This is a genomic window from Mesorhizobium sp. PL10 (assembly GCF_053714315.1).
Genome location: NZ_JBSKBR010000015.1, coordinates 31,019 through 53,136 on the forward strand (window position 1 = coordinate 31,019; position 22,118 = coordinate 53,136).

24 protein-coding genes are annotated in these 22,118 nt (G+C 62.8%); 14 read left to right on the forward strand and 10 right to left on the reverse strand.

The window, feature by feature from the left end:
• Nucleotides 1-41 precede the first annotated feature (41 nt).
• Nucleotides 42-965: a fatty acid desaturase family protein gene (locus ACWGTO_RS22770; RefSeq protein ID WP_454577049.1), complete on the forward strand. Its 924-nt coding sequence runs from the start codon at nt 42-44 to the stop codon at nt 963-965.
• A 3-nt stretch (nt 966-968) separates the two neighbouring features.
• On the opposite strand, the gene ACWGTO_RS22775 is transcribed toward ACWGTO_RS22770, so the two are convergent.
• Nucleotides 969-2,159: an amidohydrolase gene (locus tag ACWGTO_RS22775; protein ID WP_454577050.1), complete on the reverse strand. Its 1,191-nt coding sequence runs from the start codon at nt 2,157-2,159 to the stop codon at nt 969-971.
• Between the two features lie 91 nt (nt 2,160-2,250).
• On the opposite strand from ACWGTO_RS22775, the gene ACWGTO_RS22780 reads away from it, so the two are divergent.
• Nucleotides 2,251-3,111, forward strand: coding sequence for an AraC family transcriptional regulator (locus tag ACWGTO_RS22780; protein WP_454577051.1), 861 nt, complete (start codon nt 2,251-2,253; stop codon nt 3,109-3,111).
• Here the strand turns inward: ACWGTO_RS22780 and ACWGTO_RS22785 are convergent.
• The 3 genes from ACWGTO_RS22785 to ygfZ form a co-directional block, all read right to left on the reverse strand.
• A complete protein-coding gene (locus ACWGTO_RS22785; RefSeq protein WP_454577052.1) occupies nt 3,068-5,206 on the reverse strand; it encodes a putative bifunctional diguanylate cyclase/phosphodiesterase in 2,139 nt (712 codons plus the stop codon). The genes ACWGTO_RS22780 and ACWGTO_RS22785 overlap by 44 nt on opposite strands.
• A gap of 66 nt (nt 5,207-5,272) precedes the next feature.
• A complete protein-coding gene (locus ACWGTO_RS22790) occupies nt 5,273-5,911 on the reverse strand; it encodes a hydrolase (protein WP_454577053.1) in 639 nt (212 codons plus the stop codon).
• Nucleotides 5,911-6,771: a CAF17-like 4Fe-4S cluster assembly/insertion protein YgfZ gene (gene ygfZ, locus ACWGTO_RS22795; RefSeq protein WP_454577054.1), complete on the reverse strand. Its 861-nt coding sequence runs from the start codon at nt 6,769-6,771 to the stop codon at nt 5,911-5,913. Before ygfZ ends, ACWGTO_RS22790 begins: the two co-directional genes overlap by 1 nt.
• A gap of 83 nt (nt 6,772-6,854) precedes the next feature.
• Between ygfZ and ACWGTO_RS22800 the strand changes: the two genes are divergently transcribed.
• Complete coding sequence (locus tag ACWGTO_RS22800) at nt 6,855-8,186, forward strand: dihydroorotase (RefSeq protein WP_454577055.1); 1,332 nt, start codon at nt 6,855-6,857, stop codon at nt 8,184-8,186.
• A gap of 250 nt (nt 8,187-8,436) precedes the next feature.
• On the forward strand, nt 8,437-8,814 hold the full coding sequence (locus tag ACWGTO_RS22805; protein ID WP_454577056.1) for a hypothetical protein: 378 nt from the start codon (nt 8,437-8,439) through the stop codon (nt 8,812-8,814).
• An 80-nt stretch (nt 8,815-8,894) separates the two neighbouring features.
• On the opposite strand, the gene ACWGTO_RS22810 is transcribed toward ACWGTO_RS22805, so the two are convergent.
• From ACWGTO_RS22810 to ACWGTO_RS22825, 4 genes are all read right to left on the reverse strand, one after another.
• Complete coding sequence (locus ACWGTO_RS22810) at nt 8,895-9,698, reverse strand: hypothetical protein (protein WP_454577057.1); 804 nt, start codon at nt 9,696-9,698, stop codon at nt 8,895-8,897.
• A gap of 124 nt (nt 9,699-9,822) precedes the next feature.
• Complete coding sequence (locus ACWGTO_RS22815; RefSeq protein ID WP_008874920.1) at nt 9,823-10,080, reverse strand: hypothetical protein; 258 nt, start codon at nt 10,078-10,080, stop codon at nt 9,823-9,825.
• A 333-nt stretch (nt 10,081-10,413) separates the two neighbouring features.
• The gene (locus tag ACWGTO_RS22820) at nt 10,414-10,791 is read right to left on the reverse strand and encodes a TIGR02301 family protein (RefSeq protein ID WP_454577058.1); all 378 of its coding nucleotides are present in this window, start codon (nt 10,789-10,791) and stop codon (nt 10,414-10,416) included.
• A 50-nt stretch (nt 10,792-10,841) separates the two neighbouring features.
• Nucleotides 10,842-11,267, reverse strand: a complete 426-nt coding sequence (locus ACWGTO_RS22825) for an NUDIX hydrolase (RefSeq protein ID WP_454577059.1) — start codon at nt 11,265-11,267, stop codon at nt 10,842-10,844.
• A 127-nt stretch (nt 11,268-11,394) separates the two neighbouring features.
• Here ACWGTO_RS22825 and ACWGTO_RS22830 point away from each other — a divergent pair, with 127 nt between their 5' ends.
• On the forward strand, nt 11,395-12,159 hold the full coding sequence (locus tag ACWGTO_RS22830; RefSeq protein ID WP_454577060.1) for an SOS response-associated peptidase: 765 nt from the start codon (nt 11,395-11,397) through the stop codon (nt 12,157-12,159).
• Between the two features lie 191 nt (nt 12,160-12,350).
• Here the strand turns inward: ACWGTO_RS22830 and ACWGTO_RS22835 are convergent, their stop codons facing one another.
• Nucleotides 12,351-12,506: a hypothetical protein gene (locus ACWGTO_RS22835; protein ID WP_112560752.1), complete on the reverse strand. Its 156-nt coding sequence runs from the start codon at nt 12,504-12,506 to the stop codon at nt 12,351-12,353.
• A 392-nt stretch (nt 12,507-12,898) separates the two neighbouring features.
• Here ACWGTO_RS22835 and cysS point away from each other — a divergent pair, with 392 nt between their 5' ends.
• From cysS to ACWGTO_RS22880, 9 genes are all read left to right on the forward strand, one after another.
• The gene (gene cysS / locus ACWGTO_RS22840; RefSeq protein ID WP_454577061.1) at nt 12,899-14,332 is read left to right on the forward strand and encodes a cysteine--tRNA ligase; all 1,434 of its coding nucleotides are present in this window, start codon (nt 12,899-12,901) and stop codon (nt 14,330-14,332) included.
• 280 nt (nt 14,333-14,612) lie between these two features.
• Complete coding sequence (locus ACWGTO_RS22845; RefSeq protein WP_454577062.1) at nt 14,613-15,017, forward strand: endonuclease domain-containing protein; 405 nt, start codon at nt 14,613-14,615, stop codon at nt 15,015-15,017.
• Entirely contained in the window at nt 15,014-15,400 is a 387-nt protein-coding gene (locus tag ACWGTO_RS22850) for a VOC family protein (protein WP_454577063.1), read from the forward strand. Before ACWGTO_RS22845 ends, ACWGTO_RS22850 begins: the two co-directional genes overlap by 4 nt.
• 38 nt (nt 15,401-15,438) lie before the next feature.
• On the forward strand, nt 15,439-15,930 hold the full coding sequence (locus ACWGTO_RS22855) for a GFA family protein (RefSeq protein WP_454577064.1): 492 nt from the start codon (nt 15,439-15,441) through the stop codon (nt 15,928-15,930).
• Nucleotides 15,927-16,403 carry a GFA family protein gene (locus tag ACWGTO_RS22860; RefSeq protein ID WP_454577065.1) on the forward strand — a complete coding sequence of 159 codons (477 nt, stop codon included), beginning with the start codon at nt 15,927-15,929 and terminating at the stop codon, nt 16,401-16,403. Before ACWGTO_RS22855 ends, ACWGTO_RS22860 begins: the two co-directional genes overlap by 4 nt.
• Before the next feature lie 8 nt (nt 16,404-16,411).
• Nucleotides 16,412-17,368, forward strand: a complete 957-nt coding sequence (gene pip, locus ACWGTO_RS22865) for a prolyl aminopeptidase (RefSeq protein WP_454577066.1) — start codon at nt 16,412-16,414, stop codon at nt 17,366-17,368.
• Complete coding sequence (gene cimA / locus ACWGTO_RS22870; protein ID WP_454577067.1) at nt 17,365-18,987, forward strand: citramalate synthase; 1,623 nt, start codon at nt 17,365-17,367, stop codon at nt 18,985-18,987. The genes pip and cimA overlap by 4 nt, the downstream gene beginning before the upstream one ends.
• Before the next feature lie 307 nt (nt 18,988-19,294).
• Complete coding sequence (gene rarD, locus ACWGTO_RS22875; protein ID WP_454577068.1) at nt 19,295-20,224, forward strand: EamA family transporter RarD; 930 nt, start codon at nt 19,295-19,297, stop codon at nt 20,222-20,224.
• An 11-nt stretch (nt 20,225-20,235) separates the two neighbouring features.
• Nucleotides 20,236-20,922 carry a glutathione S-transferase family protein gene (locus ACWGTO_RS22880; RefSeq protein WP_454577069.1) on the forward strand — a complete coding sequence of 229 codons (687 nt, stop codon included), beginning with the start codon at nt 20,236-20,238 and terminating at the stop codon, nt 20,920-20,922.
• A 93-nt stretch (nt 20,923-21,015) separates the two neighbouring features.
• On the opposite strand, the gene ACWGTO_RS22885 is transcribed toward ACWGTO_RS22880, so the two are convergent.
• Nucleotides 21,016-22,014 (reverse strand): transporter, encoded by a 999-nt coding sequence (locus ACWGTO_RS22885; protein WP_454577070.1) that lies wholly within the window; start codon nt 22,012-22,014, stop codon nt 21,016-21,018.
• Nucleotides 22,015-22,118: the final 104 nt, after the last annotated feature.

Below are 22,118 nucleotides of genomic sequence, written 5' to 3' on the forward strand. Positions count from 1 at the left end.
CGTTTTTAGAAAGGTTTCTCGTTGGGGTAGCGTGGCGCGCCATGACCGTATCAGTCCAGACCGACCCCAGAGACCATCGCGATGTCATCGCGTCGCTGACCAATGAGCAGCGTAGCCGCCTGACCGGCAAATCGGACGGGCCGGGCCTGATCCAGCTCGCATTTCATCTCGGTGGGGTCATCGTTATCGGCGCGCTGATCGCGGCCAAGTTGCCGTACTGGCCGCTGCTGATGCTGCCGCAAGGCATCCTCATCGTCTTCCTGTTCACGTTGCTGCATGAGACGGTGCACAGGACAGCTTTCGACACGCAGTGGCTCAATGATGCCGTGGCAAGGGTCTGCAGCCTGGCGATCGCGCTGCCGGCTGACTGGTTCCGCTATTTCCATTTCGCTCATCATCGCTTCACCCAGGATCCCGAGAACGATCCCGAGCTCGCCTTTCCGAAACCGGAGACGATGCGGCAATACATCGTCCACGTCTCGGGCCTCCCGGTGTGGTGGGCGCATTTGCAGACGCTCTACACCAATGCGACGGGCGGCTGCCGAGACAGCTACGTGCCGCCAAAGGGCCTGCCCAAGGTGAAGGCCGAGGCCCGTGCCATGATCGCCTTCTATGTCGTGGTCGCGGCGCTTGCCCTCTGGTTCAAGGCGACGGTGCTGCTCTATGTCTGGATCGTGCCGGCACTGCTCGGCCAGCCCTTCCTCAGGCTTTATCTGCTGGCCGAGCACGGTCGCTGCCCGCTCGTTGCCAACATGCTGGAAAATACTCGCACCACGCTGACCAACTGGCTGGTGCGCAAGGTTGCCTGGAACATGCCGTATCACGCCGAGCACCACGCCTATCCCGGCGTGCCGTTTCATCAGCTGCCGGCGTTTCACCAGCTGATCGAGCGCCATCTCAAAGTGGTCGAGCCCGGCTATCTCAGCTTCCACGAAAAATACATCGAGACGCTGCGCCGACAGTGATGCTCAATCCGCGGTCTTGATCGGCTTGGCCTCTAGCGGCTGTTCGACCAGCGTGACGAAATAGCGGAGCACGGTGGGAACGATAGCGTCGTTGAAGACGTAGCGATCGCCGTGCAACCCTTCGCCGGGTCCGACTGCCCCAGCGCCGATCCACGCATAGCAGCCGCCGGCTTCGCGAACCATATAGGCGAAATCCTCGCAGCCGAGGCTCGGGTTGAATGCGGTCTCGACTTGCTCGCGACCGACGACGACAGCCGCAGCTTGCACGGCCTGGTCCGTCGCGGCTGATGTGTTGACCAGCGGCGGATAGCCTTTCCGATAGGCGAGCTTGGTGGTCAGGCTGTGCGCCGAGGCGATACCATCCGCGATCTCTCCGATTAGCCTTTCACAATGGTCCGAAAGAGCAGGCTCGAAGAAGCGGCAGGTTCCTTGCAGCCAGACCGTGCCCGGCACGATGTTGCCGACATTGCCGCCATGAATCTGCGTGATCGAGACGACCAGCGCCGTCTGCGGGTCGACCGAGCGGCTGACGATGCGCTGCACGGCCTGGATGAAGGCGCTAGCTGCAAGCACCGGGTCGTCGCCTAGCTGTGGCATAGCGGCATGCGCGCCGGTCCCCTCGAAACTCAGCTCGAAATTGTCGACGGCCGCCATCATCGCGCCGGCGCGGGCAGCGATCGTGCCAAGCGGCAGCCCCGGCCAGTTGTGGACGGCGTAGACGGCCTCCACCGGGAAGCGCTCGAACAGCCCGTCCTCGATCATCCGCATGCTGCCGCCTTCATTTTCCTCCGCCGGCTGGAAGATGAAATAGACGGTTCCGTCGAAGGCTCTGCTATCGGCGAGCAGCTTGGCGGCGCCGAGCAGCATCGCGGTGTGGCCATCATGGCCGCAGGCATGCATCACGCCGTCCTTTTTCGACGCGTAGGACAATCCGGTCTTCTCCAGCACAGGCAAGGCGTCGAGCTCGGCCCGAAGCCCGACCGCGCGCTCCCCCGCCCGGCCTTTGAGAACGCCGACCACGCCGGTGCCACCTATCCCTTCATGGATTTCGTCCAGCCCGAAGGCGCGCAGCCTGTCGGCAACAAAGCGTAAGGTCTCATACTCGCTGAAACCCAGCTCGGGATTGGCGTGGATGTGATGCCGCCATTGCACCACCTGCGGGGTGAGGGCGGCGACGGGGTCGTTGTGCAGCATTGCGCTCTCCTTGCCGGCCGTCGTAAATTTCGGCCTTGTCGATGCCAGCACCTAATGGGTTGCGCCGGCAGCGTCTTGAACAGGATTGACCGTGTTGGGAATTCACGAGCCGCAGGAGACAACGCAGTTCTGGCGTCATCCGCGCTTTCGCGACCTTGGCATGCTCAAGGCGCGCTTCACCCGGCATCGCTACCAGCTGCACACGCACCCGACTTATGTCGTCGCCCTGATCACGCAAGGCTGCGAGCGTGTCCGCATCGGCAACGAGAGCGTCGTTGCGCCGTCGGGCACGGTCCTCCTCGTCAATCCGGAGGTGTGGCACGATGGTGAGGCTGGCGCCGAGAAGGGCTGGGCCTATCGTACCTTCTATCCCTCGACCTCACTTATGGGCGCGATCGCAGCAGAACTCGGGCAGGATCGTGCGCCACTGTTTTCGCAATCGATCGTCGATGATGCCGATCTCGTCCAGGCTGTAGCCGTAGCGCATCAGAGCTCGACATCAGGCGACGCGGCGGGTGCCGAAACATCCATGCTGATCGCCTTGCGCAAGCTCATCTTGCGTCATGGCGACTGGGGCGGCCGACGGCGCGAGGCGGTCGAGAGCTTCGGATCTAAAGGCAGGCTTCGGGTCTATGAACAGGTCATCGAAGACCATCTGAACTTGGACCTCGATTTGCAGCGGCTCGCCGAAGCTGCAGGCGTGACGCGCTTTCAGGTCATCCGGGATTTCAAGAAGGCGCTGGGTCTCACCCCGGCCGCCTTCATCCGCGACCGCAGGCTGCGTCGCGCTGATCTCCTTATCCGGCAAGGTTCAGATCTCGCCGATGCCGCCTTTGCGGCCGGCTTCTCCGACCAGAGCCATCTCTCGCGCACCTTCCGCGCGGCGCATGGAATGACACCGGGCATGTTCAGGCGGGCCGGCGTACCGCTCTCGTCTTCAGCAGGCGATTGATCTCGGTCGCCTTTGACGGCACGCCGATCAGAAAGCCCTGCGCCTCGACGCAGCCGGCCTTGCGCAATATGTCGAGCTGGGCTTCGGTCTCGACGCCTTCTGCGGTGACGGTGATGCCTAGCTCGGCGCCGAGCCCGATGATCGTGCGCACGATCGCCGCCGTGTCCCGGTTGTCGATATCATGGATGAAGGAGCGGTCGATCTTGATCTTGTCGACGGGAAAACGCCTGAGATAGCCAAGCGACGAATAGCCCGTGCCGAAATCGTCGAGCGCGATGCGCACGCCGAGTTCGCGCAACTGCCTCAGCGTCTTCAGCACCGTCTCGCTTTCATCCATCAGCACGGTTTCGGTGATCTCCAGCTCAAGCCGCCTGGCCGGCACGCCTGAAACGGCCAGCGCCGAAATCACGCTGCGGGCAAAGTCCGCGCTTCTGATCTGCACGGCCGAGACGTTGACGGCGATGCGCATTCCGGGCGGCCAGCCGGCGGCCACGCTGCAGGCCTGTTTCAGCGCCCATTCACCCAGCGGAACGATCAGTCCGCTGTCTTCGGCGGCCGCGATGAAATCGTCGGGCGCCACCAGGCCGCGCGTCGGCGAATTCCACCGCATCAAGGCCTCGGCGCCAACGATCTCGCCTGACGCGATGTTGGTGATCGGCTGGAAGTCCAGGACGAATTCCTGCCGCTTCAGTGCCGTCTCGAGATCGGTTTCGAGCGCCAGGCGCGCCCGCACCAGGGCATCCATGCCGGGCTCGAAAAAGCGGTAGACGTTGCGGCCTTCGCTCTTGCCCCTGTAAAGCGCCATGTCGGCGTTCTTCAAAAGCGTGTCGGCGTCTTTGCCGTCACCGGGATACAGCGCGATGCCAAGGCTGATGCCGACATGCATGTCGCGGCCCTTATTGCGAAACGGCTGGCTGATGACCGAGACGATGCGTTTTGCCAGGTTCTCCGCATCGGCGGTCCCTTTGGGATTGAACTGCAGGATGGCGAACTCGTCGCCGCCGAGGCGGGCGACCACATCCGTATCGCTGCGCAGGCTGTGCCGCAGCCGCTCGGCCACGCACTTCAGCAGCCAGTCGCCGGCCGGGTGCCCCCAGGTGTCGTTGACGGCCTTGAAGCGATCGAGGTCGAGCGAGAAGATCGCCAGCGGAGTAGCAGGGGTTTCGCCAAGCGCCTGGTCGAGCCGTTCGCGGAACATCGAGCGGTTGGGCAGGTCGGTCAGCGTGTCGTAATGGGCAAGATGGCTCATGCGCTCGTCGGCGCGCCGGCGCTCGGTGACGTCTTCGAAGGTTGCCACCCAGCCGCCGCCGGCAAGCGGCCGGCGCGAAACAAACAGCGTGCGGCCATCAACCAGTTCGCGATAGCTCGAACGGGTTTGGCCGGCCTCCAGGGTCGCCCTTGTCTTTGCCACCTCGACATCGACGTCGATGGACACAAAGATGCCGAGGCGAACGAGCTTTTCCAGCATCTGGCCGTGTGTCATGCCGAGCGCGAAATCAGTTGCTTTTGCCTTGCACAAATCCAGAAAGCGCTGGTTGCGCACGATCAGCGTGCCGTCCGCGCCATACATCAACAGGCCTTGCGACATGTTGGCGAGCGCCGCATCGAAGCGGCGGTGCTGCTCCTTCAAGTCCTGCTCGGCCCGCCTTTGCTCCGTAATGTCCTCATAGATCGACACCCAGCCGCCCGAGGCCAGCGGCCGGTGCGTGATGGAAACGATGCGGCCGTCCGACAGGATTTCCTCGTAGGTCGAGGCTTGCGCGCGCTCGATATAGGGCTTGCGGATGGCATAAAGGTCTTGGGCACTCTGCGAGGCGACGCCGATGTCGACGCTGTGTTGGAGAATGTCCAGGAACGCGATGCCGGGCCGCACGATCTTCGCATCGAGGGAGAAGATGCTGAGATAGTTGCGGTTGCAGATGATCATCCGCTCGTCGGCATCGAACATGCACAGGCCATGCGACATGTTCTCGACGGCCGCCGAAAAGCGCTCATTCTGATTGCGTAATTCGTCTGCGATCTGCCGTGTCGCGGCGACGCCTCCGGCTCCCCGCCTGCGGACGGGCGAACCACCCTTGACGTGCCCAACGGACATGAGCCGTACCTGCTGACCGTGATCGAACCCGGTACTGTGGGTCCCGCTGGTTAATTTAGCGTATGTTCACTCGGCCGAACGCACCGCAACCGCTGCCTGGCGCTGCCTTTCGATCGTTGCATAGCGCTTGAGAAACGCTGCCTGCGCCGAGGTTACCGAGCGCGGGGTGAAATCGAAGCGATCGGCATTAAAGCCGCGCGGCCGGCCGAAGAACTCGGTTGCTTCCGCGGTCGAAAAGCCGGCGAGCAGCGTCGCCTCATAGTAAGCAGCGATCTGGTCGGCGCGCTTGATTTCCTTGCGCAGGCCGACGCCGAGTTCGGCCGGCAGCGAAAAGCGCTGGTGGATGGCGCGCTGGAGACGCAGCTCGCAGTCCTTATAGGAGCCGCCCATCACCGATTTGAACGGCGAGATCATGTCGCCGATGACATATTCCGGTGCGTCGTGCAGCAGGGCTGCCAGCCGCGCATTGGCCGAGGCGTCCGGCTGTAATTCGTCAAACAGGGCCTCGACCAGTAGGGAATGCTGAGCGACCGAAAAGGCGTGATCGCCGCGCGTCTGGCCATTCCAGCGGGCGACGCGAGCAAGCCCATGAGCGATGTCGGAAATCTCGATATCGAGCGGCGAGGGGTCAAGCAGGTCGAGCCGCCGCCCCGACAGCATGCGCTGCCACGCGCGCGGCGGCGCACCGACGCGGTCGGCGGCCATCAGGTGTCCTCCACGCCGACGACTTCCCTGGGAAAGCTGAACTTTGCCCAGGCCGGGATGGCGAGCGAGACGGTAACATCACCGGCCAGGACCGGCTGGCCGGCGTCGATCGCCGCCTTGACCCGGTCGATGCGGGCTATGGCGAGGCCGGCCGTGCCCGCGGTCGAGCCGAGCATGCCGACCGGCCGCCCCGCAACCGTCAGTTCAGTGCCCTCCGCGGGCAAGGCATGGTCGGCCGAAACGATCAGCACGCGCCGTCTGGCGGTGCCGCGATGCTGCATGCGCGAGACCACTTCCTGGCCGACATAGCAGCCCTTCTTGAAGCCGACACCGCCGGCCTCGTCGAGCAGCACGTCGTGCGGGAAGGCGTCGCCGAGCTGGTAATCGGAACCGCTTTCGGCGATGCCGTTGGCGATGCGAAGCGCCTGCCACGCAGCGGGGTCGCCGCCCGCCGGCGTGCCGCCATAGCTGCGTCTGACGGACAGCTGGCTGAAGCGTGCATCAGAAACGTCAGTTGAATCAGTTTGTGAGGCCGTTGAATCGGGTCCCCATGCAACCGTCACAAGCGATTGATACTGCTTGCTAATCTCGACCTTGGCGCGCAACTTGTAAAGCGTGAGCCGGCGCAGGAAATCGTCGGATACATCGGCGCGGCATTCCAGCCGGAAGCCATTCTCGCCACTGCGCGAGACCAGGAAGTCGAACAGGATCTTGCCTTGCGGCGAAAGCAGTGCGCCGGGCTTTGCCTCTGCGGCGCCCAGCGTATCGAGGTCCGTGGTGAGGATGTTCTGCAAAAAATGCTCGGCATCCGGGCCTGACACGGAAATGACTGCGCGGTCTTTGAGCAGGGCAAAGGGCATGGGTTGAAATAAAGCCTGATCTTGCAAAAGGGTCGGCCTTTACGTAAGCCGACGACACTCCCCCCGCAAGAGACCGAACGCCAATGGCCACCACCTACGATCTCATCCTGACAGGCGGCACGGTGGTCAACCATGACGGCGAGGGCGCGCGCGACGTCGGCGTCAGGGATGGTCGCATCGCGGCCATCGGCGATCTTCGCCAAGCCTCGGCCGGCGAAACGATCGACTGCCGCGGCTTGCACATCCTGCCGGGCGTCGTCGACAGCCAGGTGCATTTCCGCGAACCGGGACTGGAACACAAGGAAGATCTGGAGACGGGTTCGCGCGCGGCTGTGCTGGGCGGCGTCACCGCCGTGTTCGAAATGCCCAACACCAACCCGCTGACCACCAGCGAAGCGGCGCTTGCCGACAAGGTGCGGCGCGGCACCGGCCGCATGCACTGCGACTTCGCCTTCTGGGTCGGTGGCACGCGCGAGAACGCCAATGATGTCGGCGAACTTGAGCGGCTCCCCGGTGCGGCCGGCATCAAGGTGTTCATGGGTTCCTCCACAGGCGACCTCCTGGTCGAGGACGACGAGGGTGTCGCTTCGATCCTCAGGAACACCCGACGCCGGGCCGCCTTCCATTCCGAGGACGAGTTCCGGCTGCGCGAGCGCCTTGGCCTGCGCGTCGACGGTGACCCGTCCTCGCACCCGGTGTGGCGCGACGAGATCGCCGCCTTGCGTTGCACCGAACGCCTGGTGCGCATCGCGCGAAACACCCGCGCCCGCATCCATGTCCTGCACATCTCCACCGCCGAAGAGATTGTGTTCCTCGAACAGCACAAGGACGTCGCCACCTGCGAGGCGACGCCGCATCATCTGACGCTCGCCGCCGACGACTATGCGCGGCTGGGCACGTTGATCCAGATGAACCCGCCGGTGCGAACGGCGCATCATCGCGACGGTGTCTGGCACGGCATTGCCCAAGGCATTGTCGATGTGCTGGGCTCCGACCACGCCCCGCACACGCTGGCCGAGAAGGCAAAGCCCTATCCGGCCACGCCGTCGGGGATGACCGGGGTGCAGACGCTGGTGCCGATCATGCTCGATCACGTCAATGCCGGTCGGCTGACCCTGCAGCGCTTCGTCGACCTGTCCAGCCACGGCCCGCAGCGCATCTTCGGCATGGCCCGGAAAGGCCGCATCGCCGCCGGTTACGACGCCGATTTCACCATCGTCGACCTGAAGCGCCGCGAGACCATCACCAACGCGCAGGCCGGCTCCAAGGCCGGCTGGACGCCCTATGACGGCAAAGAGGTTACCGGCTGGCCGGTCGGCACTGTCGTGCGCGGCCGCCGCATCATGTGGGAAGGCGAGATCGTCACGCCGGGACAGGGTAGGGCAGTGGAGTTCTCCGAAGCGCTCCCGCTTTAGGGGAAACGAACCGCAACCCATTTTCGCGCGCGCGATATCGATCGCCGCACGCCCGGTCCGCCTGACGAAGCGTTAGCCCAATACCGCAGCGTTATTCACGAATCGAATAGAGCGGTGCTTCGTTCTACGGAAACATGCGCCATCTCTTTGTTTGGACGCAATTCGGACGGAAAGCCGGTTCACACCTTCCTGGAATTACCCTGAAAAGAATCCGGTGAGACAGATTCTAATTGTCGTCTAGGGGGGGACTATGCTCAGATATATTTCCGCTATTTTGATTATTCTGGGCATGACTGAAGTTTCGGCGCGCGCCATAGATACCCTTAAACAAGGTGTATCTGAATTGAGTGAATCAGAATTCAGCTACTCTGTAATCGACTTAGGTTCGAACAATAGGCGCATAGAGGTTATTCATAACAGAGAAAAGTACGGTGGGCCGCTGGCGGAGATGTCATTTCGTGACCGCCATTTGCAAGTTTTTGGAATGGTAGCGAGATTGATCAAGGGTAGCTGCCAAAATGGCGTCAGCGCTCTGGGAGGTATAACAATAAGCAGAGACCCTGAACAAGATGAGGATCCGGACGCTGAGCATCCTCAATATTTCACTTGGGAATACACCTGTAAATAATACGAGCGTAGAGGCGCACACCCGTCGGCGCTCAAAGACAGCTATTCCAACAAGCCTGCGGACGTTGCGCCGCCGGCCGCTCAATCTCCGGCGACGAAGAACGTCCACTGTCCGGCCGGGGTGATGCCGACGCGGTAGAAGATGTAGGCGCCGAACTGCTTCATGTCGTCATAGTCGCCGGCGGTGACGATCTTGAACAGTTCGACCCGCTGCCTGGCGTCGAGCTTATCCAGCGGCAGGGCGAAGAAATACGGCCAGACATAGAGTTCCTGCGGCGTGCCGACGTCGACATGGACATAGCCGGCATTGAGCACCTCTTCCATGATGGCGAGGATTTCCTGGCCTTCCTTGTCGCCTGAAAGCCCCTTCAGGAAGGCGATCGGATCGCCCTCGATCTCGCCCAGCGACAATTGGGTCATGGTGTCGCCCTTGCCGATCAGTGGCCGCAGCTTCTCGATGTCGCCGCTGACGCAGGCTTCGACCATCAGGTCGTGCATGCGCCTGACCGGCTCCGGCAATTTGGAAAGGTCGTAGACGACTTCAGGCACCGGCGCATCGGGATCGACACGAGGGTTGGCCACGCCGCCATCGTCCGTCGGCCCTTCCGGTTCGCTTTGCTCGGGCTCTGCGGGCGATGTCGGCTGGCTGGCGGCCGGCGGCGTTGTGCCGGGCAGATCGGGCATCGGCACGGAGTTTTCGGATGGCGCCGTCTCACCATTGGCTGGCGGCGCCGCCGGCGCCGGAAGCTCCTCGCGCTTGATCTCGCTCAGCGCATAGACAGGGCTGCTTGTCAGGACAAGTGCCAGCGGAACCGCGGCGCAGGAAGCGGCAAGCCAGATGCTGAGGACCATGCCGTGAGGCCGGCCTGACATCAAAAAATTCACCGCTTGCCTCTCCTTGGGCCTAGGCTCTTAGGTGCCGGGCATGATGCCCAAACGGCGCGCCGTAGTCAAAGAACCGGTCGGGGTGCCAGAGCGCCATTTGGCGCCGGCGGGAACGCGTGGCGCTCTAGTGCCGCAGCCGCTCCGGCTCGAAGGCACCAGCGATCACCTTTTCACGCATGCGGTCGAGAAGGGCAAGGGCCGAGGTTTCGCCATTGGCGCGCAGCATCTCGCCGAACGCCGTTTCAAGTGCTGCCTCGGCGATGATTTCCGGCTCGATGCCGGCGGACAGACCTTCCGCCCAGGCCTCGCTATGGCTTTCCACCGCGGTCAGGCGCTTTTCTTCCCTGACCAGCGCGTCGATGTCGTTGACGCCATGTTCCATTGCGATGTCCACCCTTTTCAAGCGGCGATCCGGCGGGTCGGATCCGGCTTGGGCTGTCCCTATCTCCACACAGGCTAAGTAAGTATTTGTAAATACGACATTTTTTTGATCGTCTGTTACAAACTTCATCGCCTGCGTTCGGTCCGATTCAAAACTTAGCCGATTAGACCGGTGAGAGGGATGAAAACCTTCAGTTTGAGTTAATTCCACATCCGCGCGCTAACGTTTCGTTAATACTGTTGCCAAAGTGCAACACCAAGATTGCATCAAGGCGCCGCGGATACAAGGCTGGATGCACGAAAAGCTGTTGGCTATGACGCTGTCAGGCGCCCGTCAGTTGCCGTAACGCGAGGCGATGTCGCGTGACAGCGTCTCGCCTTCCTTCATGTAACGGCTGATCGCTTCGGTCGCCGATGCCGTGCATTGCGTATAGGTTCCGCCGAAGGAGCGGTAGCCGCGGTTGAAGCTGGCGATGAAGCGGGCGCGCCGCTCCGGATCGGGATTTTCCGAATCGATCAGCTTTTGCATTTCGGTGCGCCACTGGTCGCCCTTTTCGCCGCACAGATTGCGCAGGAAATGCAGCGACCCCAGCACCTCGGCCAACCGCATCAGCCCGGGCTCGAACGGCGACTCAGCGGCCAGCGCCGGCTGCACGGCGACAGCCGTGCTGGCGGCGAGGCATGCGGCGAGGAAGAGCGCGGCGCGGGTCATAAGTCTATCTGGCGAAACAATTTGTCGCCTGCAAGGCAGATTCTCTGCGTTCAGATACCGGAGCCGCTCGAGCCCAGAAGCTCCTCAGTGACCTCAAACACATCGCCCGCGAGCGGCATGTCGGTCATTTCGTTCAGCGTATAGAAGGCGGCGGTCTCGGCGTCGTCACTGGCTGTCGCTTGGCCGCCGGCATAGACAGCGCCGAAGACCGTCAAGAGATAGTCGACCGGGTGATTCTCGCTGCTGCCGTCGATGTGGATGTCGCGAAGCGGACGATAGTCTTTCGCCCGCAACCCGGTCTCCTCCAGCAATTCGCGCGCCGCCGCTTGCTCAAGAGTTTCGCCGGGCTCGACCTTGCCGCCGGGAAAGGCATAGGCCCCTTGCGACGGGGGTCGCGCCCGCTTGACGAGCAGCACCGTCTTGCCACGCACGACGGCGACGGAAACTGCGGGAAGTGTCTTGCGCTGCTCGTTCATCGATCTCGATTCGCCCTGCCCGAGGCTGGCCCGCTGTGGACCGGCCTGCGGCAGAGAGCTTTACCGGTTGCGCTACGCCGGTTCCATCGCCACTTTCGCGATCGGATCATTTCATCGAGCTTGTATTATGTGCGGACGCTTTGCCCTGACCGCCACGCCGGACGAGACCGCTGCCTTGCTCGGCCTGGCCGAACTGGAGGATTTTCCGGCCCGCTACAACATCGCGCCGACGCAGCCGGTGCTGATGGCGCTGTCCGGGCCGCCGCGCATGCCGGGCTCGAATTTTCCGGATCGCCAGGCGATGCTGGTGCGTTGGGGTCTGATCCCCACCTGGGTCAAGGACACAAGGGAATTTCCGCTGCTGTTCAATGCGCGCTCGGAAGGGGCGGCGGAGAAGGCCTCGTTCAAAGCCGCCATGCGCCATCGCCGCGCATTGGTCCCGGCCTCCGGCTTCTATGAGTGGCAGCAATCGGGCAACGGCAAGAAGGGCCAACCCTACTGGATAAGGCCGAGGCATGGCGGGCTCCTCGCCTTTGCCGGGCTGGTCGAAACCTATGCCGAGCCCGGCGGTTCGGAGATGGACACCGGCGCCATTCTCACCGTCAATGCCAATGCCGGCATCGCTCATATCCATGACCGCATGCCGGTGGTGATCGCGCCTGAGGATTTTGCCCGCTGGCTGGACTGCCGGGCGCTTGAACCGCGCGACGTGGCCGATCTGCTCAGACCCGCTCAGCCCGATTTCTTCGAGGCAGTTCCCGTCTCCGACCTCGTCAACAAGGTCGCCAACACCGGGCCTGAGATACAGGACAGGGGCATCGTCGGGCCGGAGCCCGAGAGGGTCAGGCGCCAGAAGCCCGGCGCGGACGACAGTCAAATGACGCTGTTTTAGAGCACGATCCCAAGGATCCAGTCTTCGGGAAGAACATGCTCAATGAGGAAGATCTGCTGTTTTCAGGCGCTCTCAAGCGCCTCAGCCTCCCCACATGCCGGCACGAGCCTTGTCGGTGGCCGGCGGCCTAAAGCAATTCCAGGAAAAGTGTGAGCGGTTTTCCGTCCGGAATTGCGTAAAAACGAAAGAGTTCAGGCAGCGCGGGGCGAGGTGATTTTCGGCGCCGGCTTCTTCTTCTTCGCTGTGTGCAGAAGGGCAGCGACGATCGCGGCCGGCCCGATTGCGCGGTAGTGGTTGGCAAGCGCCGGTTGCTTGGCGCGGCTCGATTCCTGTTTGGTTCGTGACATCAGTCTCTTCCCTGGTAACATTTCCGTGTCTGCGTTTGCCGGCCGAATCTGACCGAATCGTGACCTGTGGTGAACTAGCCGGCGAATGTTTCATGACTGTGCCGACATGTTTAATAAAATGTTTCACTGGCTCATGACCTGTGATCCAGCGACGCTTTTGCCGGAAGTTGCGACTTGACGGCAACACCGGCCAAGGCGATAAAGCCGCCCATGAAAACGTTTTTCGCCATTTGTGGCATTTGCATTATTGGCTAGCCTCGCGCTGGTCCGGACGTTTTCGCCTCATCTTTCCCCAGATTGGACAAACGCCCCGGCCAGCAGGCTGGAGCCCGATTTGCGCCTCGGCGCAAGCAAGGCTCCTACCAGAAACTTAACGGACCGGAAGGGCACGCATGTCCAACGCATCGAAGGGTCTCAGCCTCTACAACACGCTAACGCGGGAGAAGGACGTGTTCGTCCCGATCGATCCGCTGAACGTGCGCATGTATGTCTGCGGCCCGACGGTCTATGACTTTGCCCATATCGGCAATGCGCGGCCGGCGATCGTTTTCGACGTGCTGTTCCGTTTGCTGCGTCATGTCTATGGCCAGGCGCATGTCACGTATGTGCGCAACATCACAGATGTCGACGACAAGATTAACGCCCGCGCGCTGCGCGATTTCGGGGCGGAGATCGCGTCCGGAAAACTGTCGCTCAACGAGGCGATCCGGCGGGTGACCGAAAAGACAGCCGATCAGTATCACAAGGATGTCGCCGCCCTCGGCTGCCTCCAGCCGACGGTCGAGCCGCGCGCCACCGAGTTCGTGGCGCGGCGCGCCGACGGCAAGGCCGACATGATCACCCTCATCGAGCGGTTGATCGAACGCGGCCATGCCTATGTCGCGGCCGGCGAGGTGCTGTTCGACACCGCCTCGATGCCGGACTATGGCGAGTTGTCGAAGCGTAATCTCGACGAGCAGCAGGCCGGCGCCCGCGTCGCCGTCGATGCGCACAAGAAGAACCCCGGCGATTTCGTGCTGTGGAAATTGTCCTCGCCGGAGGAGCCCGGCTGGGACAGCCCATGGGGCAGGGGCCGTCCCGGCTGGCACATCGAATGCTCGGCCATGTCCGCCGCCTATCTCGGCGATGTCTTCGACATCCATGGCGGCGGCCTCGATTTGATCTTCCCGCACCATGAGAACGAGATCGCCCAGTCGCGCTGCGCTCACGGCACCGATGTCATGGCCAATGTTTGGATGCACAACGGCTTCCTGCAAGTCGAAGGCCAGAAGATGTCGAAGAGCCTCGGCAATTTCTACGCCATCGCCGAGCTCCTGGAGACCGACACCTTCGGCGGCCGTAAATGGCCGGGCGAAGTGCTGCGGCTGGCCATGCTGATGACGCATTACCGCGAGCCGATCGACTTTTCGGTGCGCAAGCTGGAAGAGGCTGAGAACACGCTGCGCAAATGGAAGCGCGTCGCCGATTTGGCGCCGGCCGCCGGGCAGGTGCCGGTGGAAATCGTGGCGGCATTGTCCGACGATCTCGCCACCTACGCCGCCTTCCAGCAGCTGACGCAGCTTGCTGGCGAGGTCGCGGATGGCAACGAAGCGGCCGCATCGCTAAAGGCCTCGCTGCTGTTCCTCGGCTTCGATGTGGCGTCGGCAAAGGTCGATGAGGACAACGTCGCCAAAGCCATCGCCAATCGCCTTGCTCTCATCGCCGCGAAAAACTGGCCCGAAGCCGACCGCATCCGCGACGAGCTTCTGGCGCAAGGCGTGCAGTTGAAGGACGGCAAGGACCCGGCGACCGGAGAGCGCGTGACGACGTGGGAGGTAAAGCGGTGAGGGTGGCAAACGCCGTTGCAAGCTTGGCGATGTCGATGGCGACGGCCGATCTCCCCCCTTGCGGGGGAGATGTCCGGCAGGACAGAGGGGGGTGTGAAGGAACGCCGACTTTTGAGTTCCGCTACGTGCACGCCAGCCATCTCCTGAGAAGGCAGCACTCCCCAGTTGCTATGCTTGCGGGACAGCACCCCCCTCTGTCCTGCCGGACATCTCTCCCGCAAGGGGGGAGATCAGCCTTCGCCTCGATTTTCGCTAATCGCCAGCGTGGAGTGGCCTGAACATGGGTCACGACGTCGTTCCCTCCCGCCAGCGCAAGAATGCCAAGTCCATGCGTCGGGTTATGACCGATGCCGAACTTAAACTCTGGAATGAATCGCGCGCTCATCGGCTGATGGGGATGAGCTTTCGCCGGCAGGTGCCAATCGGACCTTACATTGTCGATTTTGCCTGTTCAGCCCACCACCTGATCGTCGAGGTTGATGGCAGCCAGCATGCCGACACCGGGCACGCGGAACGCGACGAGACACGCAGCGCCTATTTGAGGGCCAGTCGCTGGACCGTCCTGCGCTTCTGGAATGACGACGTCATCCGCGATATCGACAATGTCTGCAAGCACATCGTGATCGAGGCTGGCCTGGCCGGCGCTGAAATGCCGGCACCAGCAAGGGAGGAGTTTGTTTTATGATCGACCATCTCGGCATCAACGTCGCCGATTTCGACGCTTCGAAGGCCTTTTACGACCAGGCGATGGCGCCGCTTGGCGCTTCGCTGATCTACATGGTGCCGCTGGAATATACCGGCGGCGCCAAGGTCGGCGGTTATGGCCGCGACCGGCCGGTGTTCTGGGTGCAGGCCAGCGACGACAAGCCCAGGACCCGTCAGCACGTCGCCTTCACCGCGCGCAGCCGGGCCGAGGTCGATGCCTTTCATGCCGCTGCGCTTGCCGCCGGCGGTAAGGACAATGGCGGCCCGGGGCTGCGGCCGCACTATCACCCTAACTACTACGGCGCCTTCGTCTTCGATCCCGACGGCAACAATGTCGAGGCCGTTTGCCATGCGCCGGAGTGACCATGAATCCCAGTGACCATGAATTGGAGTGAGACGCGATGAGCCTCGACAACCGGCCAGTCTATACCGGCGGCTGCCAGTGCGGCGCGGTGCGCTTCCGCGTCGAAGGTACATTGGGTGACGCCTCGATCTGCCATTGCCGCATGTGCCAGAAGGCGTTCGGGTCCTTCTACGCGCCGCTGGTTTCGGTGCGCGGCGCCAAACTCGACTGGACGCGCGGCGAACCAAAATATTTCGCCTCGTCCAGCCATGTCGATCGTGGGTTTTGCGCCAATTGCGGGACGCCGCTGACCTTCACCGCGCCCGACGGCGTGGGCCTCGCCATTGGGGCGTTCGACAATCCGGCTGACATCGTGCCGCTGATCCAGTGGGGCACGGAGGCAAAACTGCCTTATGTCGATACCATCCCGCAATTGCCCGGCGAGGACACGATGGCCGACATCTCGTCGGCACCATACCTGGCTGAACTCGTCTCCCACCAGCATCCCGACCACGATACCGAACAATGGCCGCCGGAGGAAAAATCATGACCGATGATATCAGAACCGGCGGCTGCCAGTGCGGCGCCGTGCGCTTTCGCATAAAGGGCAAGCTCGGCCGTCCCTCCATCTGCCATTGCCGCATGTGCCAGAAACAGTTCGGGTCGTTCTTCGGTGCGCTGGTCACCGTGCCCAAGGATGGAGTCGAATGGGTGCGCGAGGAACCGACCTATTTCCAGTCGTCGGTCAACATCGATCGCGGCTTCTGCGCCCGTTGCGGCACGCCGCTGACCTATCGTCAGCCCGGCGCGCTGGAGATCGCCATCGGCGCTTTCGACGACCGCTCCGATCTCGCGCCGCAGATCCAGGTCAACTACGCCGCCCGGCTGCCCTGGGTGGAGACGATCTTCGACCAGCCCGTGCATCAGGATCCGGATTTCTATACCCGCCAGGAGCAGATCATCTCCTTTCAGCATCCCGACCACGAAACCACGGACTGGCCGGCGCACGGCCTGCAGATATGAGCAATGAAATGAGCAGTGAATTTCGTACTCTTTATCCTGAGATCGAGGCTTTCGAGTCCGGCATGCTCGATGTCGGCGACGGCCACGAGATCTATTGGGAGCGTTCCGGCACCAAAGGCGCCAAGCCGGCGGTGTTCCTGCATGGCGGTCCCGGCGGCGGCATCTCGCCAAAACATCGGCAGTTGTTCGACCCGAAGCTTTATGATGTCATTCTGTTCGACCAGCGCGGTTGCGGGAAATCGACCCCCAACGCCTCGCTCGACGCCAACACCACCTGGCACCTCGTCGCCGACATTGAGCGCCTGCGCGAAATGTGCGGCTTCGACAAATGGCTGGTGTTCGGCGGCTCCTGGGGCTCGACGCTGGCGCTCGCCTATGCCGAGACGCATCCCGATCGCGTCTCGGAACTTGTCGTGCGCGGCATCTACACGCTGACCCGCGCCGAGCTTGAATGGTATTATCAGTTCGGCGTCTCCGAAATGTTCCCCGACAAATGGGAGCGCTTTCAGAAGCCGATCCCTGAAGCCGAGCGCGGCGACATGATGGCCGCCTACCGCAAGCGCCTGGTGGGGACCGACCGCAAGGCTCAGCTCGAAGCAGCTCTTGCCTGGAGCCTGTGGGAAGGCGAGACCATCACGCTGCTGCCGGAGCCCGAAACCAGCGGCAAGTTCGGCGAGGACGATTTCGCCATCGCCTTTGCCCGCATCGAGAACCATTATTTCGTCCATGCCGGCTGGCTGGAGGAGGGACAGCTGCTGCGCGATGCTTGGAAGCTGAAGGACATTCCCGGAACCATCGTCCACGGCCGCTATGACATGCCATGCCCGGCGCATTACGCCTGGGCGCTGCACAAGGCCTGGCCGAAGGCGGATTTTCACCTGATCGAAGGAGCAGGGCACGCTTATTCCGAGCCGGGAATATTGGACCAGCTGATCCGGGCGACGGATAGGTTTGCGGGGAAATGACGATGGCTCGCGAGCGCCTCTACCTCTTCGACACAACACTGCGCGACGGCCAGCAGACGCCGGGCATCGACTTTTCCGTCGAGGACAAGATCGCGATTGCAAAACTGCTCGACGCGTTCGGCCTCGACTATGTCGAGGGCGGCTATCCCGGCGCCAATCCGACCGACACCGCCTTCTTCCAGCAGAAGCGGACGGCGAAGGCAAAATTCGTCGCCTTCGGCATGACCAAGCGGGCAGGGGTGTCGGCGTCCAACGATCCGGGCCTTGCGGCGCTGGTGCAGTCGAAGTCAGACGCCATCTGCTTTGTCGCCAAGAGTTGGGACTATCATGTCCGCGTCGCACTCGGCTGCACCAATGAGGAGAATCTCGAGTCGATCAAAGCTTCCGTGGAAGCAGCGATCGCTGCCGGCAAGGAAGCGATGGTCGATTGCGAGCATTTCTTCGACGGCTTCAAGGCCAATCCGGATTATGCGCTGGCCTGCGCCAGGACCGCCTATGATGCCGGTGCGGGCTGGGTGGTGCTGTGCGACACCAATGGCGGCACACAGCCCTCGGAAGTGCGCGCCATTGTCGACAAGGTGATCGCCGCCGGCATTCCTGGCGATCATCTCGGCATCCACGCCCATGACGACACCGGCCAGGCGGTGGCGAATTCGCTGGCCGCCGTCGAGGCCGGCGCGCGCCAGATCCAGGGCACGCTGAACGGCATCGGCGAACGCTGCGGCAACGCCAATCTCGTCTCGATCGTGCCGACGCTGGCACTGAAGCCGGCATTCGCTGACCGCTTCGAGACGGGCATTTCGGCCGACGCGCTGACCGGCATTTCCCGGCTGTCTCGCGCCTTCGACGAATTGCTCAACCGCGCCCCGGAAGCGCAGGCGCCCTATGTCGGCGCCTCGGCCTTCGCCACCAAGGCCGGTATCCACGCCTCCGCGCTGGCCAAGGAGCCGGCAACCTATGAGCATGTCGAGCCGCAAGCCGTCGGCAACCGCCGCCGCGTCATGGTTTCGGACCAGGGCGGCAAGGCCAATTTCCTCGCCGAATTGAAGCGGCGCGGCATCGATGTGCCGAAGGACGATCATCGGCTCGATGCGCTGATCTCGGTGGTCAAGGAACGTGAGGCCGAGGGTTATGCCTATGAGGGTGCTGATGCCTCCTTCGAGCTCCTGGCGCGCAAGATGCTGCACGGCCTGCCGGAGTTCTTCAACGTCACCTCGTTCCGCTGCATGGTCGAGCGCCGCTTCGACGCCAACGGCCAGCTGAAGACAGTCTCCGAAGCGATCGTCAAGGTCGAGGTCGACGGCGAGGAGAAGATGTCGGTCGCCGAAGGCCATGGCCCGGTCAATGCGCTCGACATTGCGCTGCGCAAGGATCTCGGCAAGTTCCAGGGCGAGATCGCCGACATGGAGCTTGCCGACTTCAAGGTGCGTATCCTCAATGGCGGCACCGAAGCGATCACCAGGGTGCTGATCGAATCGCATGACGGCACCGGCGCCCGCTGGTGGACGGTCGGCGTGTCGGAAAACATCATCGACGCCTCCTTCCAGGCGCTGATGGATTCGATCGTCTACAAGCTGATGAAGAACCGCGAGATGGCGGGGCTGGTGGCTGCGGAGTAGGTTTGCAAATAGCCGCAGGCCGAGGGACAGCACCCCCCTCTGGCCTGCCGGCCATCTCCCCCGCAAGGAGGGAGATTGGCACCTTCGCTTTCATTGCGTCTTCTTCAACATTGAGGATTGGCGAAGGCCGAAAGGACATCTGATCTCCCCCCTTGCGGGGGAGATGTCCGGCAGGACAGAGGGGGGTGTGAAGGATCGCGACCACCGTGGCTGTCTGTCTTAACCCTTGAACCATCAGCAAAAGTCCATTGATCCATCAGCAATTTGTGATGGTTTTGGCCAAGCCGTTGATCCATAGCGTTGCGCCATGGCCACCAACGTACTTGCCCCCGATGCCGATGCCAAAGGCCGCCGCGGCTTCCTCCTGGCGCTGGGCGCCTATCTCTTGTGGGGGCTGTTGCCTTTCTACATGAAGGCGGTCGCACATCTGCCGCTGATCGAGGTGATCGCCCACCGGATCGTCTGGTCGGTTCCGATTGCCGCTGCGGTGCTGGTCTGGGCCGGCCGTACTGCCGACTTCAAGGCGGCGATCCGCTCGCCGCGCACCATCGCCATGGCGGCGCTGACGGCGACGCTGATTTCGGTCAACTGGGGCATCTATGTCTGGGCGATCTCGGTCGACCGCACCGTCGAAACCGCACTCGGCTACTACATCAATCCGCTGGTCAGCATCGTCGTCGGCGCGGCTCTGCTTGGCGAGAAGCTCGACCGGCTGCAGATCGCGGCGGTGGCGCTGGCGGCGATCGCGGTCGCGGTGCTGACCGTCGATGCCGGCAAATTGCCCTGGGTGTCCTTGGCGCTGGCGTTTTCCTTCGCCGCCTACGGCTTCTTCCGCAAGACGCTGCCGATCGGTCCGAGCCAGGGCTTTCTGCTCGAAATCCTTTTGCTGTCGGTGCCGGCGCTCGGCTACATCGTCTTCCTGATCGCCAACGGCCAAGATCATTTCATCTCCAGCAACGGCACCGACACGGCATTGCTCATCGGCTGCGGACCGGTCACAGCCGTGCCGCTGCTTCTGTTCGCCTTCGGTGCCAAGCTTCTGCGCCTCTCCACCATCGGCATCATGCAGTACATCGCGCCAACCATGGTGTTCCTCATCGCCGTGCTGATTTTCGACGAGCCGTTCGGCACCACGCAGGCGATTGCCTTTGCGCTGATCTGGGCGGCGTTGGCGATGTATTCCTGGTCGATGTTTCGTGGCCGTGAAATCCGCCCCGTGGCGCTGGCCCCGAAATAGGATCTCCTACGATGTATGTGCTGCACATTGCCAACAAGAACTACTCGTCGTGGTCGCTGCGGCCATGGGTGCTGATGCGGACCCTCGACATCCCGTTCGAGGAGCGGCTGACGCCGTTCCCGACCGGGCCCAGCTTTGATCTCTACCGGTCGTTTTCACCCAGTGGCCGCGTGCCTTGCCTGGTCGATGATGGCTGGGCTGTGTGGGATTCGCTTGCCATCGCCGAATATCTCGCCGAGCGTCACCACGGTGTGTGGCCGGTCGAGGCCAAAGCACGCGCCTGGGCACGTTCGGCCGCCGCCGAAATGCATTCGGGCTTCACCGCCTTGCGCGGCGCATGTCCGATGAACTGCGGCTTGCGTGTAAAGCCGTTTGCTATGTCTGACGCGCTGAAGCAGGATCTCTTCCGCCTCGGCGATCTATGGAACGATGGCCTCGCCCGTTTTGGCGGACCGTTTCTTGCCGGCGGCCATTTCACCGCCGTCGACGCCCTCTTTGCCCCGGTGGCGTTCCGCGTCCAGTCCTATGGGCTCTCTCTCGAGGGTGCGGCCGCCGCCTATCCCGCGCAATTGCTAGGCCTGCCGGCGATGGAGGAATGGTATGCGGCGGGCCTCGCAGAGACCTGGCGGGAACCGGATCATGAAGCGGAAGTCGCTGCCGCCGGCACCGTCACCGAGGATCTTCGCGCCACGGCGTGATGAGCAATTCCAGGAAAAGTGTGTAGCGGTTTTCCCGGGAAAAGCGCGCAGCGCTTTCCCTTGGGAACTGCGTCAAACAAAAGCCAGTCGGCGCTACATCCGCCCGAGCCGCCTGACGAACAGATAGGTCGCTGCCGCGATCACGATCGAAACCGCCGACACCACCCAGAACCCCATCGGCGTGTTGACCAGCGGCAGGCCGCCGACATTCATGCCGAAGAGGCCCGAAATGATGGTCATCGGCAACAGCACCGCCGTCATCACCGACAGCACATAGAGCAGCTGGTTCGATTGCATCGTCAGCTTGGCCATCAGTTCGTCCTGCAGCAGCCTTGTGCGCGCCTGCAGCTGCTCGCCGTCGTGATAGAGCGTGTGCGCCCGGTGCGAGAGCCTTGTCGCCATGTCGTTGATCGGGTCGGGCAGCTCATTGCGATGCGAATGGTCGAGATGGCGGAACAGGTTTGTGAGCGTCGCCATCTGCCGATGGATGACCACCAGCTGACGGCGCGCCTCGACCAGCGACTGCCGCTCGCTGTGCCAGGCATCGCGCACGATACGATCCTCGATGCCGTCCAGCGTATCGCCAAGGCCATGGAGCTCGGCTGCCATGCCATCGAGCGACTGGCCCATGACCGCCTCGATCAAATCGGACGGCGAGCGGAATTTGCGCGAGCCGCTCTCCACCGCCTTGCGGACGATGTCGACCGATTCCAGTGGCTGCTTGCGGGCGCCGATCAGCATCTTGTCGTTGAGGGCGAAACGGAAATGGCCGAGCCCGCGCGCTTCCGCCGAATAGTCGTGGCGCAAATCCGGCAGGTCGCCATAGAGCCAGTCGTCCTCGACGTCGATGTGGCAGCCCTGGCTGGCACCGAGGAAGGCTTCGCGCACCGGCGCGGGCAGCGCCGCCTCGGCGGCAATCTCGCGGCGGGCGCGCATGTCGGTGAGCTGATAGCTGCGCCACGTCCAGATAGCCTCGGCCGCGTCCTTGGTGCGCAGGCCATCAGCAGTGAAATGGTAGATGAAGAACAGCCCGTGCTCGTCGGGCAGGTAAGGCGACAGGGGAGTGCCTTCCGCGTTGAGAGCGATGTTCACGGCTCGCCTCGCCAAGTATTGATTTCGACCACGCCGCGCGCGGATGCCCGCCCGCTTTTCCTAACACGGGCGAGCCGGGTTCTGTGTGACAGTTTCTTGACAGC